The organism is Nostoc sp. ChiSLP03a, assembly GCF_034531215.2.
Lineage (GTDB): Bacteria > Cyanobacteriota > Cyanobacteriia > Cyanobacteriales > Nostocaceae > Nostoc.
The window spans coordinates 1-19,823 of record NZ_JAVRBQ020000132.1 but is presented as its reverse complement, the minus strand read 5'-3'; the positions used below and the strand labels follow the sequence as shown (position 1 = coordinate 19,823).

The following is a 19,823-nucleotide window of genomic DNA, read 5'->3' as shown; positions in this document are numbered from 1 at the left end:
CCCTTATTGCATGTTCTACTTCTATTTACCTGAAGTTATAGCCAATTCCTAACTGTAGTCCTACATCAGTATCATCTACAAAAGCAGCATTTACACCACCTGTTAGCGTAAGTCTAGAACCGAGAGGAATGTCTACACCACCTGTTAGTAGTAATCCAATATCAGTATCAGCATTAGCTTCAATTGCTACACCAGCACCGATGTAAGGAGATATAGCAAAGGTTCTTTCACCCACTGAACCTGCTCTGCGGGGAGAAAAATCTAAAGTCACGGGAACTAGAAATATTGTATCGTCCCCGAAGATTACCGATGGTCGCACTGATATATTGTTTGTCAGACCAAGTTTGCTGATCACTGTAAAGTTGGTGTCGCTCAGAGCTGTATCATCACCGCTCAAACCAATGTTACCACCAACTCCGATATAGCTTCTGCCACCACGAGTAGCTCTACCTACGTTAACATCAGGTGTCCCATTTCCTGTTGGCGGCTGATTTAATTGACTGATGTTAACATCAGGCGGAATTAGAACTTGGTTAATTGCATGGATAACACCATTGCTAGCTTTCACGTCCGCTTGGAGAACTCTGGCATTATTCACTGAGACTTGACTGTTAGCGGAATCGATTTGAATATTTACAGGTCTTCCTTCATCGGTTTTCAATTCTCCTGCTGAGAGTTGACTAGCAGTTACCGCACCGGGAACTACGTGATATCTCAAAATTTTAACTAACGCTTCTCTGTTCTCTGGTTGCTCTAACTGCTGCAAAGTAGCAGCAGGCAAAGCAGCAAATGCATCATTGGTGGGAGCAAAGACTGTATAAGGGCCTGGCTGTTGAAGAATATCTGATAGACCGGCTGTCTTTAATAAAGAAGTCAGAGTTGTAAAAGAACTACTGGATGCCGTTAGAGAAACAATATCAGTACTTGTAGGAGTTCCAGCGACAACGTACTGACTAGCTGGAAGATTGCTAGCAATAGGTTGTGCCCGTCCTTGTCTAACTAAAGCTTGATATAAAAGTGCTGCTGCTTCCGCACGAGTCAAAGACTGTTGCGGATTGAGTTGTTTTACATCCGGGTAGTTGACAACAAGATTACCTACTGTCGCTGCTGCCACACTGCCAACAGCATACTCTGGGATAGCTGAGGCATCGTTATAGTAATTAGTAAGAGTACTTGTGTCGCCACCAGTTAAACCTAAGCCACTACTTAAAGCAACGATCCCCTGTACTCTAGGAATTTCTTGATTTGGTCTAAATACGTTCCCAGGATAGCCTGCCAAAAATCCAGTTTCGTAGGCGTTTTGAATTGCAGCAGCTGCCCAGTAGTTAGCAGGAACATCACTAAACCCACCTGCACTTAATTGTCGGACTCGGTTTTGGTTACTGAAAGCTTTTTGAATCAAAGCAGCAAATTCTGCACGAGTCACAGGCTGATTTGGTCTATAAGTGCCATCAGGAAAGCCACTAATCACGTTATTCTCAGCTAGGGCTTGAATGAAGGGACGCGCCCAATAATCTGAGGAAACATCAGACAGGTTAACTGTTGAAGTCGGCGATGGTGTCGCAGGTGATGGTGTCGCAGGTGATGGTGTATCAGGCGATGGTGTCGCAGATGGAGCAGGAGTTTGAGATGAAGCTGGGGCAGAAATTACGATGGGAGTTATTGTAGCAGCTGTCATTCCCAGAACTAGCAAAGCAACCTTTGTTGATGACCAACGAGACAAACTAGACATGGAAATATCCTCTTTTCAATTTCTTGGGTTGATGATGTGGAAAATACTGGATGCAAGGTTAAATGAAAACAAATATCTAAGATGATTATTTGGTTCGCCTCGACATGAAAACCAGAAATGAAACCTGTTAGCTCTGGAAAATTAAAACGCTGAACATTATGAGTAGCTGCTCTGATATCTCATAACGTTTATCCTCATGTGCACCACACATAGTATCGAATTCCTATTTTTTTTTAAGAACCGCAGAGCACACTAAAAATAAGCATGGCTCCTGTGGTAATATAATATGTCGCAACCATAAAGAGAATTAATGCAAGTAAGCGATTTTATTCAGTTCTAAAATTGCAGTCAAGCAGTAAAATAATTGGCTTTTAATAGCCGTCTCTTTATAATTGCCGAGGAGGGTTAATGCCGTCAAATTCAATGTATCATGATCTTTAGCAATATTTAAGAAATAAAAGAAATAAAATCAATTTTGGCGATATGGTGTATTGTTAATCTTTTTTCGAGAGTATACAACTAACTCAGGGCTGGATTTTGAAGAAAAACTTTCACTCTTTAGATAGTTGTCATTGATGGGAAATTTTTAAATATAAATTTTCAAATACTAGACTGGAAATTAGCGATCGCAATCAAAAATTCCAAGCCTGATTGCCCCAGCATTTTTGGCTAGGAATTTATTTTTTTAAAAAAGACTATTTCATGAAAAAGAACCCATAGATAAATCAATATTTTGGAAAGAGGTATAATCTGTAAAATCGGTTCTGCTCACAACTCCTCTGGAGAGAAGGCAACAAATCCGGTTTTTACTCCACGTTTGAACCCTGCATTTTCATAGAAGTGCAACGTCTTTTCACGTTTTGAGCCACTCAGAAGCATCACTTTATAGCACTGTTGCTGCCATGCTAATGTTAAGGCATAATGTAGCACTTGTGTACCCAATCCTTGTTGTCGAAAATCGAGATGAGTGACAACATTTTCAATAATGCCGTATGGACGTGCGCCACGCGTCAAGTTGGGAACAATAGTTAAATTACATGTTGCTACTAGCTGGTTATCAACATCAGCTACAACGTAATGCAAACGGCGATCGTGTAAAATCCCATCCCAGATAGATTGTAAAACATCATCAGTCGGTAGAGGTGCATCGACAGGATTTAGATGCTTATATAAAGCCAAAAGTTGGGGAAGTTCGTCGCGTGTAATTAGGCGAACGTTAATTATTGATTTAGACAAAGCTGTATTAGGATAATTTTTGACAATTTTAAATATCCAAATTATGGAAATGTCAATTCAGTGCGAGCAACTCCAGCACGTTGATGACGGGCTAGCAGTCTAACTGTACTACCTTGGGGCGCACGTACCACCCATTCCATTTTTGCCCGATCCTTGGTAGGATCGCTGTGCCGTCTAATGGGAGTTGAAGGCTTGTAGGCTCGTCCTTCTAATTGACCTAACTCTTCACGAGGCTTACCCGTTACCAAAGTTCCCCCAGGAGGCAGTTCAATTTCACAGATACAGCCTTGCACCAGCTTTTTTTCTAAAGCTTTTTGGGTGACATTAGTGGGCAACCAGCCTGTATTATGCACAACTAATTGCACCCGATAAGTATCATCACCCAAGCTATGGACACTGGCTTCGTAAATCTCTAAACGCGGAGATATTAATAGATGCCAAACTAGCCATTCTGGGAACAGGGCTATTTCTTTCTCCAGAAATTCAGGGGGTGGATTTGTCCAAGCGTACATGGTATCCCAGCCGCCTAGTTCAATCTGACCGAGTTGCGGATGCTCGAAGGGATACCAATCTACGTAGCCTTTGCCTGCAAGTTTTTCATCGTTCCAACGCAGCAACTTCAGGTCGTCTTCTACAGAGTGTTCTCGTTGCCAATCGATGTATTTATAATCATTAATTCCAGCTTGGCGCTGCGGACTCCAGACTTCTACTGTCCAGGCAAATAGACCTTGGTATTCATAAGCCCAATCGTCAAATGTACCTGTAATTACGTCTTTGGGGTCATAGCGGAAATCATGAAAGGCAGAGATGGCTGGGTATTGAGTAAGTTCAGTACCTTTTGCGCCAATACGTTGATAAGTGCGGAGGTCATTGACCGGGAATTCATCATCGCTGAGGTGGGTGTAGGGACGGATGAGAACACCGCTAAAGGTATGAAAAGCGATCGCTCCTGTAATATTAGGATGTGTAGTGATAAATTGAACTAGCGAGCGCACTTCTGTTTCAGATGTAGGATAAGAACCAGCCCCCGATTGCTCAGATTCTTGCCGCCACAAAAATGGAAAATTCCGATTTAAATCTAGCCCTTGCTTAGAACGCTGAATCTGAATCTGAACTCCGTCATAATTTTCTATCTTTCCTTCTGGTAGTACGCGATAATACTGACCACCTGTTTCTGTTGGTTCGCGTCGCACCAACAGGCGAGGTTCAGTCGGACAGACTTTCCAAGCCCCATTAGCATCGGGGATTCGCATCAGTAAAATCCGACCATCGCCATCGATATCTTCCATCACTAACCCGTCGTTACCTTCTTCATCATCAGGATAAGGGCGAGTAGCGGAGCGAATAAATTTCGGTTTGTCAGCCAATGCCAACTCAGCACCATCAGGATTAACACGGGGGCAAATGTAGAAAGTGCGGGTATCTAGACAACGGGTAATTTCTGGGTGAGTACCGTAAGCTGTCACTAATGTTTGCAAGAGATATAGACAAACACTTGATGGTGCTAGTTCTGTGGCGTGAATGTTGCCATCAATCCAGAGGGCAGGTTTTTCTTGATGTGCGCCAGTGGCAAAGTTGCTAACTGTTAATACCCAGATGTCACGTTTTTCGTAACTTTTGCCAATGCTTTCTATGCGTACTAGTTGGGGAAATTCTTTCGCATAACTGTGTAGAATGCGCGTTAAGTCTTCATAACGATAGTATTTATCAAACCGAACATCTGGCATAACAAACCTCTCCATTATGAATTACGAATTACGAATTATGAATTACGAATTATTTATTCGGCTTACCCATAATTGTAAAAGCTGCCCAATAATAAGGATGATTATAAAGATTTTTATCTGATGCCATTTTACTATTTCTATATAGTTGAGTCGCTAAATAAGTTTGAATTCTTACTTCTTCTGGATGCAGATTATTCAAGATATCTTCATACCATTTTGTCAGTTCTCCAGCAGTTAGTTCTTTGAGCCATCGTGTTGCTTCAGCTAAGGCAGTAACTGCTGATTTATTGGGCTGTAATCGTCGGTAAAACTCGATCATCACCAAGGCGCTAGCCGAAGATTCTACACTCCAAAGAGTACTCACTACATGAGGTACGCCCTGAGTTACAAAACCACTGACTAAAGTTACATATTCGCTGGTGATAGTGTAATTGTTAGTACTTAAATTTTCACAGGCAGAGAGGGTAATAAGGTTGTAACTATCTAGATTTTGTTGGCAGATTTCATCTAGAGTAATTCTGTCTTCACCCGCTAATGCTAATTCTGACTTTTTGGGTTCAGCTAAATTATTAGTAACATGACCTGTAAAATGCAAGATATTATAATTATCAAATAGGGCATTTTCAACAATATTTTTCGTAGCTTCTGCCCCTTGAATTCGTTGGATATTATTGAACATCTGACTAACAATTTCAGACTCCAATTTGGCAAATTTAAGTGTGGGATAACTTGTACTTTCAGGATGTTCAACACTAAGCAATAATTTATTTTGCCACTGCCAAATATCCTCAGTTCTGATTGATAAACCTATTTGGGCACTAGGTAGATAAGTAAAGCTGAAATTTGATTCTACATTCGGTAACTCTTCTGGTGATGGCGAAGAAAAATGGAAAAGTGTATGAATGGGCAATCTGTACAAGTCACGGTGAGGAATTAAGACCAGTTGGGTGATGCCTTCAAGTTCCTGTGCAATTGTGGAAATATTCAGGATTTCATACAGTTGCAACAGCTTCTCTTCCATCTCAACTCGCCAAGAATGCTGACTTTTACTTTCTTTGTCGTGGGCTGTGCTGCGATATTCTTGGTATTGTTGATGCCAATTTTCTAGCCAAATTTCAAATTCAATTAGGCGTTGCACTGCTTCGGGTAGAGGCAATTCATTGAGACGAATAGCATCTTCTCCTAAAGGTATTACCCCAGTATCTTGCATGGGTGTAAACAGGAGAATTGGTGATGGTGCTTGGTCTTTGAGAATAAAAGTATGTAGGGCAACTGGACTAATATGCCAGTAAATAATTGCTGTTGAAGGATTGAATAGTTGTTGAATTGCGCCATAATAAGGCGAGTAAATATTATGATTCCAGCCAGAAAGCAGCCAGTTTAAACAAGCATTTTTACCTTGTTCGGCAATTTCCCAAGCTTCTACTAAATCACCCGACTCTACAGCTAAATCAACTGCCAATTGATCGAAGCCGGCAAATTTTAAAGCTAACTGTTTTTTACTGTCATCTGAGCGAGTTTCTTCACTCAGTAATTGTCGCAATAAATCTGTGCCACGTTGCAGCAATTCTTGAACTTGTGTTGTGTGTCCCAAACCCATCAACACTTTGCTGAGAGATTGTAAAACCTCTAGATGCAACTGGGGAAAATATTCTAATGTCAGGGTTAACAGCGCTTGATGGTACTCAGATGCAGCTTTGCGCCAATAATCGCGGGTGTTAGTATGTTTTTTGCCTTGCTCATAGTAAGTATTAGCGATCGCAAAATGCAATCTACCCCAACCTTCTGGATGGGTATCTGTTCGCAGATGCCTTAACCCTTCTTCGTAGCTGGCTAATTTTCCTTCGTAGCCGCCCTGTTGTAAGGCGGGATTTGTCGCGATGATACTACTCGACAAATTTTGCAAAACGTCAAAATCTACTAAATGACCGATCGCAGTTCCCCGACCAATCCAAGCTTCCCAATAATCTTGTTTAATTTGCAAAGCGTTGTCATAACAGACGATCGCTTCGGCAAATTGTTCTAAATAAAACAGTGCTACTGCTTGATTATACCAAGCTAAATGGAAATCGGGTTTAATGGCGATCGCTTGTTGATAGGAGGCGATCGCTTCTTGTCTCCTTCCTAAGTTGTCTAATGCTATACCCCGGTTGTACCAAGCTAAGTAGAAGTCGGCTTGAACTGAAAGTGCTTTGTCCCAGGAAGCGATCGCTTCTGACCACCTGCCTAAATTAAACAGCACTACACCCCGATCTATCCACACTTCGTGGTAATCTGGGTTAATTTCTATAGCTCTGTCGTAAGATATAATCGCCTCGGCAAATTGTTCGCTGACGGCTAGGGCTATGCCTCGGTAATACCAGTTTTCCTGGTCTTCTGGTTGGAGTTGTAGCGCTTGGTCATAACTAGCAATGGCTTCTGGTAGCCAACCTAATTTCAGTAGTGCCAAACCCTTGCTAGACCATGCTTCTTGATAGTCTGGCTTGATTTCTATAGCTTTGTCAAAAGAAGCGATCGCTTCTTCAAAGTATCCTAATTCTCCGAGAGTTCCACCCCGGTTGTACCAAGCTTTGTAAAAGTCTGGTTTCAGTTCTATGGCTGTTTCATAAGACGCGATCGCTTCATCAAAACGTTCTAAATGGAACAGCGTTAAGCCTCGATTAAACCAATATTCGGAAAATTCGGGTTGCATTTCAATAGCTTGGTCATAAGATGCGATCGCGCCTAGCAAATCGCCTGTTTTCGCTTGGCTGAGACCTTGGTAAAACCACCCTTGAGCGTGGGTAATCGGATTATCGTTATGCCGCTCAATAATACCAGGAGAATTACTGCTTTGAACTGCCAAATCTGAAGCAAGTTGCTGGACTAAATTGGTACTTTGATCCAACTTCACCCACAACTCATCTAAAGTATTAGCCACATTTGGCTCTAAATTCGTCAAAGTGTTATCCCAGGTTTCCACCGAGGGAGACGTTGCTAATTCAGTCTTTTGTCTCGTGGAAAGAAGATTTGCTGGTGTAGTAATTTGAACAACTTCTTCTTCGTCAAACCGAAGTTGGGTTAATAAGCTGATTGTATCTTCTGCTGTCGGCAGGGGGATATTTTCTGGTATTGTAGGTTGGGCGTCTTCCCTTTCATATTCTGATACCAGTTCCTCGAAGTTTTCGGGCGATTTCTCCTCAAAAGAGGCATTTTGAGGTGCTGACGTTATTGTTTCAACATCTGGCACATCATATTCCCATAATTGCTCGCCAAAGCTACGGATTAGCTCTTGTCCGGGAGAAGTTGAGATAATTTCTTCATCGGTTGTAGTTTCGATTACATCTGGCTCATCATATTCCCATAACTGCTCGCCCAAATCGCGGATCAGTTCTTGTCCAGGAGTAGTTTCGATTACATCTGGCTCATCATACTCCCATAACTGCTCGCCCAACTCGCGGATCAGTTCTTGCCCAGGAGTGATTTCTAGATCGTCTTGTGCCTGATTGTCCTGATAATTTTCTATTTCTGTAGGTAAGTTTTGCATTAGCCGAATGCCAATGTCATAAGCAACTTCTCCAATTCTGCCAACACCAAGTTCCCCTAATTGCACCATTTGTGTTGCTAAAAGAGGATTTGGTGTAGGTGAAGCTAGTAAGCTTTCACCAAACATCACCAACCAGTCTATCCAACGTTCAGCTGGAATGCGATATTCGATTCGTTGCAGATACCTCAATGCCCACTGTCGTCCTCGTGCTTGATGCACGCCTTCTAACAATTGGATAAACAATTGTTCCAGATCCGCATTGGTTAGTTCTGGTGGTACCCCCACCAGATTGCGTCCTCTCGAAGCTTTGAGAGAACTATTCTGTTTACTTGCAATGAGGCGCTTTAAAAACCTTTTAAGCGACTGCGATATCCGCCTGAGCATCTGCCACACTCTTGGATTTTGTTTTTCTAGATTGTAGCCATCGTTGTCTTAAAAAAATCATCAATTACGTAAAAACCCATTAGATTCGGACAGCGCTTCCGTAGCAGGTTAGCAAAAAATATACAAATCTTCAAGAGCATAGCATTACAACGTTACAATTCCCAGGTTTAACTCTTGAATTTGATTCTGACAAGCAGTTAATTTTCAGTTTGCTCTGTAGTCGATTGGCCAGCAGGATATAACTGACTAATTAATGCCTGAACAAGCACTTGTGGATCGTCTGTTTCAACGGCAAGCTGTTGAGCAATCTGCTGACGTAAATTTTCATCCTCCTGCAACATTACAAACAACTGTTCTAGGGTGACAGTTTGGTATTCTCCCTCTGGAAGGTTCTCTGGTGCATCTGCTGACTCCGATACTGAGGCAGTTCCCTCAGAGGGCAAAGGAGTAGTGCTAAAAGCATCTGGCCCTTCATATTCCCAAACTGGTTCGCCTTCATTGCGTGTCAACAACTGCATCCCGATATTATAGGCAACATCTCCAATTTCTCCGACTTTTAACTCACCCAATTGCACTAACCGCGCCGCCATTTCATTATTGGGTGTCGGAGATGCGAGCAATCTGTCGCCAAAGCGCCCTAACCACTCAACCCACTCTTGAGTTGTGATGCGATGTTCGATATTATGCAGCCACTTCTGTGCCCATGCTTCCCCTCGTGCTTGATGTACTCCTTGCAACAATTCGTTGAAGAGAAATTCCAGATCCGTATCGCTCAAGGGTGGTGCTGGTTCTTTTTCTACATTCCCCCTAGATTTTGAGGTAGTCTGTTTTCCACCAAACAAGTTCTGAAAAAGCTTTTTGAGCCATTGAAATAGCCGCTTGAGCATTTGCTGCACCATCGAGTTTTACTTTATCTATAAAATTGTAGCGATCGCACTGGACTATGGCGTTAGTTCAGTCAATAAAACGTATAGTCATTAGTCATTAGTCATTTGTCATTTGTCAAGAGTTATTCTCCTCTGCTTCCCAGTTTCTTTAAATAGAACAAATGTACTAAATGATATGCTATAATTCCCATACATTGATGTTGAAATCATAGTAGAGGATAAGCTCTGGTTGCTTGCTTTCCTAAGTGCCAAAATTTACGGCATTAGTTGAGTCTTGGGCTATGGCAACATCGGTAAATAAAGCCAGGTACGAGAGTTTAAAATAATTGAATCCTCAACTCGACTCGGTGCTACTAATTCACTTTGAAAGGCATTGAAGTCTATATTTCCATGTCTTACGAACCCCTGCACCACAAATATCGCCCCAAAAGTTTTGCTGAACTGGTGGGCCAAGAGGCGATCGCCACCACCCTCACGAACGCGATCGGCACATCGAAAATCGCCCCTGCCTATTTATTCACCGGGCCAAGAGGTACGGGGAAAACTTCTAGTGCCCGAATTCTGGCTAAATCTCTCAATTGTTTAAAAAGTGACAAGCCCACTGCTGAACCCTGCGGCGTGTGTGAGGTTTGTCAGGGGATCGCTAAGGGCTACACCCTAGACGTAATTGAAATTGACGCCGCCAGTAATACTGGTGTCGATAATATCCGCGAGTTGATTGAAAAAGCCCAGTTTGCTCCTGTCCAGTGTCGCTACAAGGTTTATGTTATTGATGAATGCCATATGCTCAGTACCCAGGCATTCAATGCGCTACTGAAGACACTAGAGGAACCACCGAGGCACGTAGTTTTTGTATTGGCGACAACAGACCCGCAACGGGTTTTACCAACAATTATTTCACGCTGTCAAAGGTTTGATTTTAGACGCATTCAGTTAGAGGCGATGGTGAAGCATTTAAGTGTGATCGCATCTAAAGAAAACATTCATATTTCACATGATGCTGTCACCTTGGTAGCCCAACTTTCTCAGGGAGGCTTGCGAGATGCCGAAAGTCTACTCGATCAATTGGGCTTGTTAGCGGGTGAAGTGACACCAGAGCGAGTTTGGGATTTGGTAGGGACGGTAAGCGAACAGGACTTGTTAGCGCTTTTAAATGCGATCGCTCAAGATAAACCGGAAGCAGTTCTAGACTGTACTCACTACATTTTAGATCGTGGTCGAGAACCCCTAACTATTCTGCAAAATCTTGCTGCTTTTTACCGCGATTTACTGATTGCGAAAACAGCACCCAACCGCCACGATTTGGTTGCTTGTACTCAGCAAACCTGGACAGCGCTGATTGAATTTGCTCAATACTTCGATATGAGCGCGATCTTAGCAGGACAGAAACACCTGCGAGAAGCTGAAGTACAAATTAAAAATACCACCCAGCCGCGTTTGTGGTTGGAAGTAACATTACTAGGATTATTGCCTAGTGCAACGACGAATATTCAGCTACAAGCCCCAAGTGTCGCACCGCGAGTTAATACACCTGCTGTATCTCCAAGCTATCCTCCAGTAGTTGCCCAAAATCACGCAGTCTCTTCTGTACCTTTAGCTGAACCGCAAACAAATCATAATTCTGCATCTCCCAATCATCAAGCAGCTGGTCAAAATCAGCCCGTCACTTCATCTCCCCCTGTTGAACAGCAAACAAATCACAATTCTGCTGCTAAATCAGTTTCACCACCAACCCCAGAACCTGTTGCTGTTCCTGTGCCACCTGCAAACATTGAACCAGAAACTTCAGAAGTTGTTGGAGAAGAAGAAGTTGTTGGGGAAGCACAATATGACTTAACTCAGGTTTGGCAACAGGTGCGTGCTAATTTTCCGATGCCTTCCAGGCAAGCTTTACTTGGACAAATGTGCCAGCTAATAGAGTTTAACGGTACTGTAGCGCGTATTGCTGTTAAAGGGGCTAAATGGTATGAAACACTTAAATCTGATCTCCCGATGATGAAAGCAGCTTTCCAGCAGACTTTTCAACGTGAAGTTCAGGTAAATCTGGAACAAGTCAGTTCTGCAACTCCTACCTCAGCTAAAAAAAATCCTCCGCCAAAAGATTCTACTCGCGTTCAGCAACCACCAACTCCCAGTTACAACCAGCAAATTTCGCCTCCAGCGCCAGCACCACAGCCAACCAATCCATTACCAGCACCACAAAAAAGCGAGTTGGCAGCAAGAAATGGCAATGGTGTAAATGGAAATGGGGCAAATAGAAACGGGGTAAATGGAAAGGGGATGCAAACTTTGCCTCCACCCCCAAAACAAACACCCGCACCTGATTGGGAACCTGATGAAGTAGCGATCGCAGCTCAACGTGTAGCAGAATTTTTCAACGGACAAATTATCCGTTTTGCAGATGATTTCCCAGAATTCTCCGATTCTATAACTACACCAGAATGGGTAGAAGAAGCAGAAGTTGATGATGAATAAAAAAATGCAAAATTATTTTAGGTAATTTTGCATTTTTAATTTTTAATTTTTAATTCCCCAAAGGGGCTATTCCCCATTCCCCGTATGCAAGGTTTTCACCCATTTCAGGCGCTTTGGTCTTACCGACATCCGAGCAGTAGTGCTGCTCATGACGACTAACCAGTGCAACATATATAAACTGCCACGCAGGGTTTGCACCAGCATCGTAAGATATGTAGAAAGTGGGAACTTTTGATCTTGACGTACCCGTTTCAGACCTGTAAACATTCCTACCATCGACATAGAAATGGACAAGCCTGTGATCGGACTTAACATTGGTGGACGATGACGAGCGATCGCCATTAATAAATCTGGTACTGCTGCTGTCGGTAAAATATACATAATCAGCATAAAAATCAGCAAATCCCAGCTTTTACGCCATCCCATCCGGTTTTTGAGAATTAAATCCCAATAATCTAAATAGCGCTGATAACCGCCTTCTGCCCAACGGTTGCGCTGATGCCAGAGTGAAACTGCATTTGTCACTCCTTCTTCTTGCACCGCAGGATGGAAAACACATTCAATATCCCATTTATCCAAATGTAAGCGGATTGTCAAATCCAAATCATCGGTAATAGTTTCTTCATTCCAGCCACCGCAGCTTTCCAAGGCGGAACGCCGGACAAATTGACCATTGCCCCGCAGCTCGCCAATACCACCAAGGGCAGTCCGTTGTTGCTGAAACCATGTATCAAGAGCCATTTCGGCCATTTGACCCTTAGTCCAAAAGTTTGCTTTAGCGTTGGCGATCGCTTTTCGCACCTGCACCGCCCCCACGTTTTCTCTTTGAAATAAAGGTATTACCTGTTGCAGTAAATCTGGTGTTACTTGGGCATCAGCATCAAATACTGCTATAATGTCGCCCTTTGTCAGCGGTAATACCTGATTCAACGCCCCCGATTTGCCACCAGTAGCTTCTGCTGAACGCCTTAGTACTTTCAGCTGGTCGTGTTTCTGTGCGAGTTCCGCTAATAAATGTGGCGTGCTATCACTGCTGCGATCGTCAATTATCCAAATTTCGTACTCCCCACCTGGATATTCCAGATTACAAAGATTTTTGACTAATTTAGCAATTACTGCTTCCTCATTTTTCGCAGCCACTAGCACAGAAACAGAAGGCAAATCTCCCTGTATTTCTTTTGGATAGCGACGGGATTTAGTAAACACCACCACCAAAGCATGAAATCCTAGAATGGTGGTCAGTCCTAGAATAAAAATGGAAGCCCAAGAAACTAAATGTAGAGCGATCGTGCCACTCCAGACGATAGTCAAGACTAGAGCTGCTTTGCCTCTACGACCTTGAAACCGGGATGTTAGAGACATAGAATCTGTCTCTAACACTGACTCCTCATCTACTGATAGGTCAGATAACAAGGAGTTGAGCGGATCGAGCTCTTGATAAGAATCTTCTTCGGGCCAGGAATTCGCTGGCATAGGTTAGGTTGCTTGATTCAAAAACCACTATTTGTCTACAGTTAGTAATTTTACGGACAAATATCCCTAAGCTACTTTTCCCGATATTAATCGGAATGGGCAAACTGCAATACCCGCTATCCCTAAGCCAAAAGCCGCTGGGACTACCTTTGTTGTCACCGCCACTGTGCGTAATTACCTCATATTAACCGCGTTTGCTACTCTTAGACAGAAGCTTGATTCCTTTGATAGCCACTTCGGCAGGAAGCTTGTAGAGTCGGACTTTTCCTAATGAAAACTCCGGTTTGGGTAAAGTAATAGCAAGGCAGCAGCAGCTTTTTGTTGGGAAAAACTGCAATAACGCCATCCACCACTGTACAGTAGGGATTTTTAGTGTTACCGTTCCCAGATTCGATAACAGTTAATGCAGCATCATTGTAACCGAAATTTTAATATTTCTTAGTAGTAACTTCATTTATTGGGTATGGGGCATGGGGACTGGGGCATGGGGACTGGGGGACTGGAGAGCAGAGGAGTGGAGTTCAAAAACTCGTCAGCAAGTATCAAAGACTTATCCCTTATGCCCAATGCCCAATCCCCAATCCCCAATCCCCATTCCTACTATGTGCTTTAGACACATCTTTGGGGAATACTACTAACATCCACTAATATCCCCAGTTGCTAACTAACTTGAGGAATATTTAACTATGTCTATCGAGCAACTCCAGCCTGCAACTCAACAACAAGCCAGTGTTTACTTACCTTATGTTCAGGGTGCTAGGCGCAATTTCTTACCCTATGCCATCAGTCTTTATCAAAAAGGGGTCTTGGAGGGACATCGGAAGATTGAAGCCAGCGAACATGTTCCCTTTGTCGCCTCCTGGAATGTTGCTACTTTACCCTCAGACTTAACCCGTTGCCGAATTCAGTTTGATGGCAATGCTGACCTGAGCTATGAACTGATGATGGCTAGTTTCGAGTTTATTAATTTTTTAATTGAACTTATGGACAACTATAAACGTTATCGTATAACCGATTTTTCACAACCGTTTTATCGCAAGCTACTGCGTATAGATGAATGATTAAACTCAGCCGGATTTGCAAAAGTCCGGCTTATTTTAAATTGATAGATAAATAAGTTCGTAGTAAGGACTTTAGTCCTTATTGTCTGAGATTATTTGCTCACAAGGCACTGATTTTTACAATTCAGCTTCAGCCTTGTGAGCTTTTTTACAACAGGCTTTAAGCTTTAAAACGTCTTCCTAAGTCCCCTGTCTTTTCTTCTTTTCAGAATGATACCAAAACTAGCTACCATCAGAGTTCCGAGAAGGCTAGCGGGTTCTGGAATAGAAGTTTCATTTATAGGTACTATGATTCTTAAATTTGCCAAACTAGCGTTAGTTATGGTCAAAGATGTTACGCCTGGGAAACCTGGGATATCAGACTTGAAATCAAAGACCGTGGGAGTTAAATCCCCATTGGGATTACTATATCGCTCCCCATATCCACTCACTTCAAAAGTACCTTGATATTTCTTTCCGGTATTTGGATCAGTGACAGTACCAGTGTAGAAAGCTTTTGTAAGATTAAATTCATCTTGAACTACTCCTTGAAATGTGGTTCCTGGCAATTGTCCCTGGTAAAGAAAGGTAGTCAATTGACCACCAGAAAGCACCGGCGATGTCAAAACACCATCAAACGAGACAATTGGAATACCTTTTAAGTCAACAAAGTGATGCAGACTTCCATCAGAGCGTGTTTCTACCTGTAAATAGTCTGATTGGTATACAGGAACATAATTAGGATTATTATTAGTACCTAAGTTCCGGTAATAAGTTCCAGTATCATCCGTATCAATACGAGTAATACTATTATTGAAATTGGGATTATTTCTGGGCAGTTCGATAGTTCCTGATAATGTACCAGTGCTTTCAATTGTGATGAATTGAGCAGCAATTGCACTTGCTCCACTCATAGCGATCGCTACTGCCGCAAGACAACTACTGCTAACAGCTGCAAAACCTAGCTTAATCCCTGATGAACTCACTTTCATTAACAAATTGTTCCTTTATTTGTCGATAGTAAACACACCTAATATGCTGAGATTAATTGCAAGTTTATCTCATGCATGATTTATTATTCCCAAGCTAGTAATGGAAGTTTCATCGATAAAAAAAGTCTTATCAGTTGCTATTTTTAGCAAAACAGAATAAAGGCGTCAGAAGTCAAAATTCAGAATAAATTTTGTGCGACTGCTGGATGAATTAAGGGGTTTAACACCTCCACTCAATCTGCATATTTAGTGGTAAACAAAACAGTGGCGGGTCTGAATTTCTCACTGATTCATTCTGACTCCGGAATTTAGAATAGCTGAATTCTTCTTCATATCGCAAAAAATCAGTGATATTGGAATGTTTTGACGAGCAAAATTTTGCCACTCAATTTGCAGGTAGCTTTCAAAGTAGCAGTGATTAACTAATTAAGTTAGTTCATCTAAACTAGAGAGGACTGATAACTGTTGATTTTCTTGTTTCAATTGTTCAACATGAGTATTATTGAAATGCTCACTTTTTTTGAGATATTGTTGGAAATATAACCGATATAATTCACACGCAGGAGTACCGCGTAGGCGTAGCCCGTCGTAGACATCGCCTTCTAAATTAATTAGCCCTATACTTTGTAATTGATATGCCAAGCTTGGCTCTAATTTCACATAATTTGTAGTATTAATCACTTCATAAAAAGCATCTCCCAATTCTGGCTGATCTCGAAGTGCTAATACATATTGCCTTAGACACTGGTTATAAATTCCGGCTTCTGTGGGTGCTTGTTGCAATAACTGCCCTAAATCTCCTTTTAATCCACCTTTACCCACAAGGTGATACAATGCCAATCGCACCAAATAAGGATTTCCTCCCACCATTGCCATCAAACTATCGGCATCTTTACCATCTGTCCAATCCAAGCCGTGACGTTGTGCTAAATCCTGCACTTGCTCTTTCGTAAAGGGAGGTAAATTAATTGTCAAACCAATATTAAATAATGGCGATTGAGTGAGTTTTATGGGAACAAGAATTTCTGTTGAATAAACTAGAACCAGACGCAGTTTTTGCCAAATTTCTACCCTTTTGGCTTGTTTATGCCACGATCGCACTAATGGTAGCAGCTCTTGAGCAATTTCCTGATACTCAAATACCCAGTCCACCTCATTTAATACTAAAACCAAGGGACTTGAGAGCGCAGGCAGTAAATATTTTTGGAAATAGATAGAGCAGCTGACTTTGCTACCCATATCTTCATCCCAATAATCATTGAGTTTTGGTTCTAGCTGTAACTCCCGACTAACATTGACACAAAACCAGCGCAAAAATTTATCCAAACTGGCAAATACTGCTTTGTCTGCTTGCTGAAAGTCCAAAGTTACGGTACCAAAGCCTTGCTTGTTAGCGCGTGCAAGCAACCGCAAAACCAGAGAGCTTTTTCCCATCTTTTTGGGTGCTTTGATGCAAATTACACTCCCAGGTTCAGCCATTTCTGCGTAAGCGAGTTCTTCAATTGGCGGGCGAGGGATGTAAAATCTGGAATTAAAAGATACTGGGCCGCTAGGAAATTCTAAGGATATCGCTGTGGCGGCTCGGTTGAATTCCTTAATTAACTGCTGATGCGCAACGCTTTGAGGGTGATTTTCTAAAGTCTCGCGAAAGTTGGATTTATGTATTGGTTCTTTGTAAAAATTACTCAGTACTTGCCATAAATGAGCAGCGATTTCCTTGACACGTTCCTCGCCGTAGTGCGCTTCACTAGCTATCTCGGCGTAGGTTTCTCCTTCCCACGAAGAACGTAATATCAACTCTTGGAGGGTCGTTAAACCGGTTGCTTGACTGGCTTTTAGTAGCAATACTAGTTCATCTATAGTCATTACTCATTGACTCTAATTCAGTATGATATTTTTTCACACCATTCAGCTTTAGAAGTCAATGTCGGCTGCCTTTTATGCATAGCAGCCAGCTCTGACTAAAAAAGCTACAAAAAAGCCTTGACAATTTTTTGCATCCTGAAATTATTTAGCGTGATTCAATCATAGAATTTTTTTTACAAAGTTTTCGGGTTTTTTAGGTAATTATATGTGACTTGAACTACTTTTTTTAGACATATCTTAGAATGTAGATGCACAACAATGTAGCGATTTTTTCTAAAAGATTGCTATTGCGATCGCAACACAGGTTACATTCTTCTAAATTCCATTCCAATTGATGATATCGGCTGATATATCCCTGACCTAAGTTACAGCCTAATAAACCAACTAGGCGATTTGTCCATAACTGAATCGTCAGGGTGCTAAAACAGCGTAGAGAGAAAGCTACAGAATATCTTCCTCATCGTACCAGCAGCTATGCATATCCAAGAACCCGCTACTCATGAATCAGAAGCTCCATTTTCAGTACAAGATTCTCAGAGTTTCCCAGAAGCCAAAGACTTATCTCTAGAAAATTTAGATACTTGCCAATGCTCACAAGCCACCTTACAAATGGCATTAATCGCTAGTGGCTTGGGATTGTGGGATTGGAATCTAGTAACTGACAAAACTTATTACGATTCCCAATGGAAAAGTATCCTGGGATATAAAGTAGACGAAATCGACAACGATTATAAATCCTTTGAACAACTGGTACATCCACAAGATTTACCAAGAATTCGCCAGGTATTGCACGATTATCTCCAAGGATGCATACCTGTGTTTGAAGTCGAATTGCGAATGTTGACTAAATCCGGGGAGTGGAAGTGGATTTTGACTTGTGGCAAAGTATTTCAGTGGGATAAATTCGGTAAACCAGTGCGGATGGTGGGAACGCACAAGGATATTAATCAGGATAAAGCAATCGCTACTCAACAATACCAACTATTTGAACAACTCCAAAGAGAAATTACTCAACACCAGTCTAACGAAGACCAAGTTAAGGAAAAATCACAACAGCTAGAAACTACTCTTGATGAACTCAAATATACCCAAAAGCAGTTATTGCAGAACCAGAAAATGGCTAATCTCGGTCAACTGGTGGCAGATATGGCTAACGAAATTAACAACCCCGTTAGCTTTATCTCCAGTAATCTCCATACTGCTAGTAAATACGCTGAAGATTTAATCAGAATTATTGAACTTTACCAATATTACTATCCCACGCCTACCCCAGTTATTGCCTTACATTTGCAACACCTTGACCTTGGTTTCGTGAAGACAGAATTTTTCAAATTACTGTGGTCAATGCGAGCCTGTTCTGAGCGTGTGAAAGATATTGTTTTCGCCTTGCGGAATTTTTCTACCTCTGACGAAGGTCAAATGCAAAAGGTTGACATACATCAAGGATTTGATAGTGTTCTCAGGATTTTACAACATCGTCTCAAAGAAAAACCTGATAGAGCAGAGATTAAAGTAATTAAAACCTTTGGAGAATTACCCTTAATTGAGTGTTACCCTAGTGAACTAAATCAGGTATTCATGAACATCTTAACCAATGCCATTGATGCTTTAGAAGAGAGGATGAAGCACGATCATTCTTTTACTCCAAAAATTTTGATTCATACAGAAGTTGTTAGCAGTCATTTATCATTGGTCAATAATCATGAACCTTGGGTAAATGACAAACTACTAGGGAAAAAACACAAAGTTATCATTCGCATTTTTGACAATGGCAAAGGTATGCTTCCCCATATCGAAAGACATATATTTGAACCGTTTTTTACAACCAAGCCAGTAGGCAAAAGTCAAGGACTAGGGTTATCAATTAGTCGGCAAATTATCGTTGAAAAACATCAAGGTAAACTTAAGTGTAATTCTCAATTAGGTCAAGGGACAGAGTTGGTGATTGAGATGAATACAACAGCAAGACACTATGCCGCGATTAGAAAACACGCCAACTTTTAGGTATTTAACTTTAGGGAGGAGGTGTTAATTTTTGCAAGTCGATGCATTAACAAGGCGGCCGTCGCCTTCACAATGCAAGTCGATGCATTAACAAGGCGGCCGTCGCCTTCACAATACAAGTCGATGTATTAACAAGGCGGCCGTCGCCTTCACAATACAAGTCAATGCATTAACAAGGCGGCCGTCGCCTTCACAATACAAGTCGATGCATTAACAAGGCGGTCGTCGCCTGCTTTTAACCAAAAAATTCCTTAACCGAACGGTATTGAGCGCGGTGTAGTCCGCCACGTGCTTGTGTAACATTGCATAAGTCCTGATTAAGCAAATTGCTGCAATCCATTAATATCAAGTTCGGATGAACACTTATAATTAAGCTGCCCTTGTTTTTGGCCACCAGTAGTAGCAAGTTAAACCAGAGATTAAATCATGTTGTTTCATTAGTTCTTGACAACGAAGTAGTAACAAAGCTTCTAGTTCATCT

Annotated in this window: 11 protein-coding genes; 3 read left to right on the top strand and 8 right to left on the bottom strand. The window is 41.8% G+C overall.

From position 1 onward, the window contains the following. Positions 1–25: 25 nt before the first annotated feature. The 5 genes from RMY32_RS21570 to RMY32_RS21550 form a co-directional block, all read right to left on the bottom strand. Positions 26–1,732: a fasciclin domain-containing protein gene (locus RMY32_RS21570; protein ID WP_322712212.1), complete on the bottom strand. Its 1,707-nt coding sequence runs from the start codon at positions 1,730–1,732 to the stop codon at positions 26–28. A gap of 768 nt (positions 1,733–2,500) precedes the next feature. Next, positions 2,501–2,968, bottom strand: a complete 468-nt coding sequence (locus RMY32_RS21565; RefSeq protein WP_322712211.1) for a GNAT family N-acetyltransferase — start codon at positions 2,966–2,968, stop codon at positions 2,501–2,503. A 41-nt stretch (positions 2,969–3,009) separates the two neighbouring features. Beyond that, positions 3,010–4,695, bottom strand: a complete 1,686-nt coding sequence (locus tag RMY32_RS21560) for a M14 family metallopeptidase (RefSeq protein ID WP_322712210.1) — start codon at positions 4,693–4,695, stop codon at positions 3,010–3,012. A gap of 49 nt (positions 4,696–4,744) precedes the next feature. Then, positions 4,745–8,605 carry a CHAT domain-containing protein gene (locus tag RMY32_RS21555; protein ID WP_322712209.1) on the bottom strand — a complete coding sequence of 1,287 codons (3,861 nt, stop codon included), beginning with the start codon at positions 8,603–8,605 and terminating at the stop codon, positions 4,745–4,747. Between the two features lie 197 nt (positions 8,606–8,802). Next, complete coding sequence (locus tag RMY32_RS21550) at positions 8,803–9,492, bottom strand: hypothetical protein (RefSeq protein WP_409883675.1); 690 nt, start codon at positions 9,490–9,492, stop codon at positions 8,803–8,805. Between the two features lie 390 nt (positions 9,493–9,882). Here RMY32_RS21550 and RMY32_RS21545 point away from each other — a divergent pair, with 390 nt between their 5' ends. Beyond that, positions 9,883–11,967, top strand: coding sequence for a DNA polymerase III subunit gamma/tau (locus RMY32_RS21545; protein WP_322712207.1), 2,085 nt, complete (start codon positions 9,883–9,885; stop codon positions 11,965–11,967). Positions 11,968–12,033: 66 nt separating this feature from the next. Here RMY32_RS21545 and RMY32_RS21540 read toward each other — a convergent pair whose 3' ends face one another. Beyond that, a complete protein-coding gene (locus RMY32_RS21540) occupies positions 12,034–13,440 on the bottom strand; it encodes a glycosyltransferase family 2 protein (RefSeq protein WP_322712206.1) in 1,407 nt (468 codons plus the stop codon). A 686-nt stretch (positions 13,441–14,126) separates the two neighbouring features. Between RMY32_RS21540 and ebsA the strand changes: the two genes are divergently transcribed. Further along, positions 14,127–14,501, top strand: coding sequence for a type IV pilus biogenesis protein EbsA (gene ebsA / locus RMY32_RS21535; RefSeq protein WP_322688958.1), 375 nt, complete (start codon positions 14,127–14,129; stop codon positions 14,499–14,501). Between the two features lie 167 nt (positions 14,502–14,668). Here the strand turns inward: ebsA and RMY32_RS21530 are convergent, their stop codons facing one another. Both RMY32_RS21530 and RMY32_RS21525 read right to left on the bottom strand, forming a co-directional pair. Beyond that, the gene (locus RMY32_RS21530; RefSeq protein WP_322712205.1) at positions 14,669–15,472 is read right to left on the bottom strand and encodes a PEP-CTERM sorting domain-containing protein; all 804 of its coding nucleotides are present in this window, start codon (positions 15,470–15,472) and stop codon (positions 14,669–14,671) included. A 426-nt stretch (positions 15,473–15,898) separates the two neighbouring features. Beyond that, the gene (locus RMY32_RS21525) at positions 15,899–17,338 is read right to left on the bottom strand and encodes an AAA-like domain-containing protein (RefSeq protein WP_322712204.1); all 1,440 of its coding nucleotides are present in this window, start codon (positions 17,336–17,338) and stop codon (positions 15,899–15,901) included. A 474-nt stretch (positions 17,339–17,812) separates the two neighbouring features. Here RMY32_RS21525 and RMY32_RS21520 point away from each other — a divergent pair, with 474 nt between their 5' ends. Further along, positions 17,813–19,342: a PAS domain-containing sensor histidine kinase gene (locus tag RMY32_RS21520; RefSeq protein WP_322712203.1), complete on the top strand. Its 1,530-nt coding sequence runs from the start codon at positions 17,813–17,815 to the stop codon at positions 19,340–19,342. Positions 19,343–19,823: the final 481 nt, after the last annotated feature.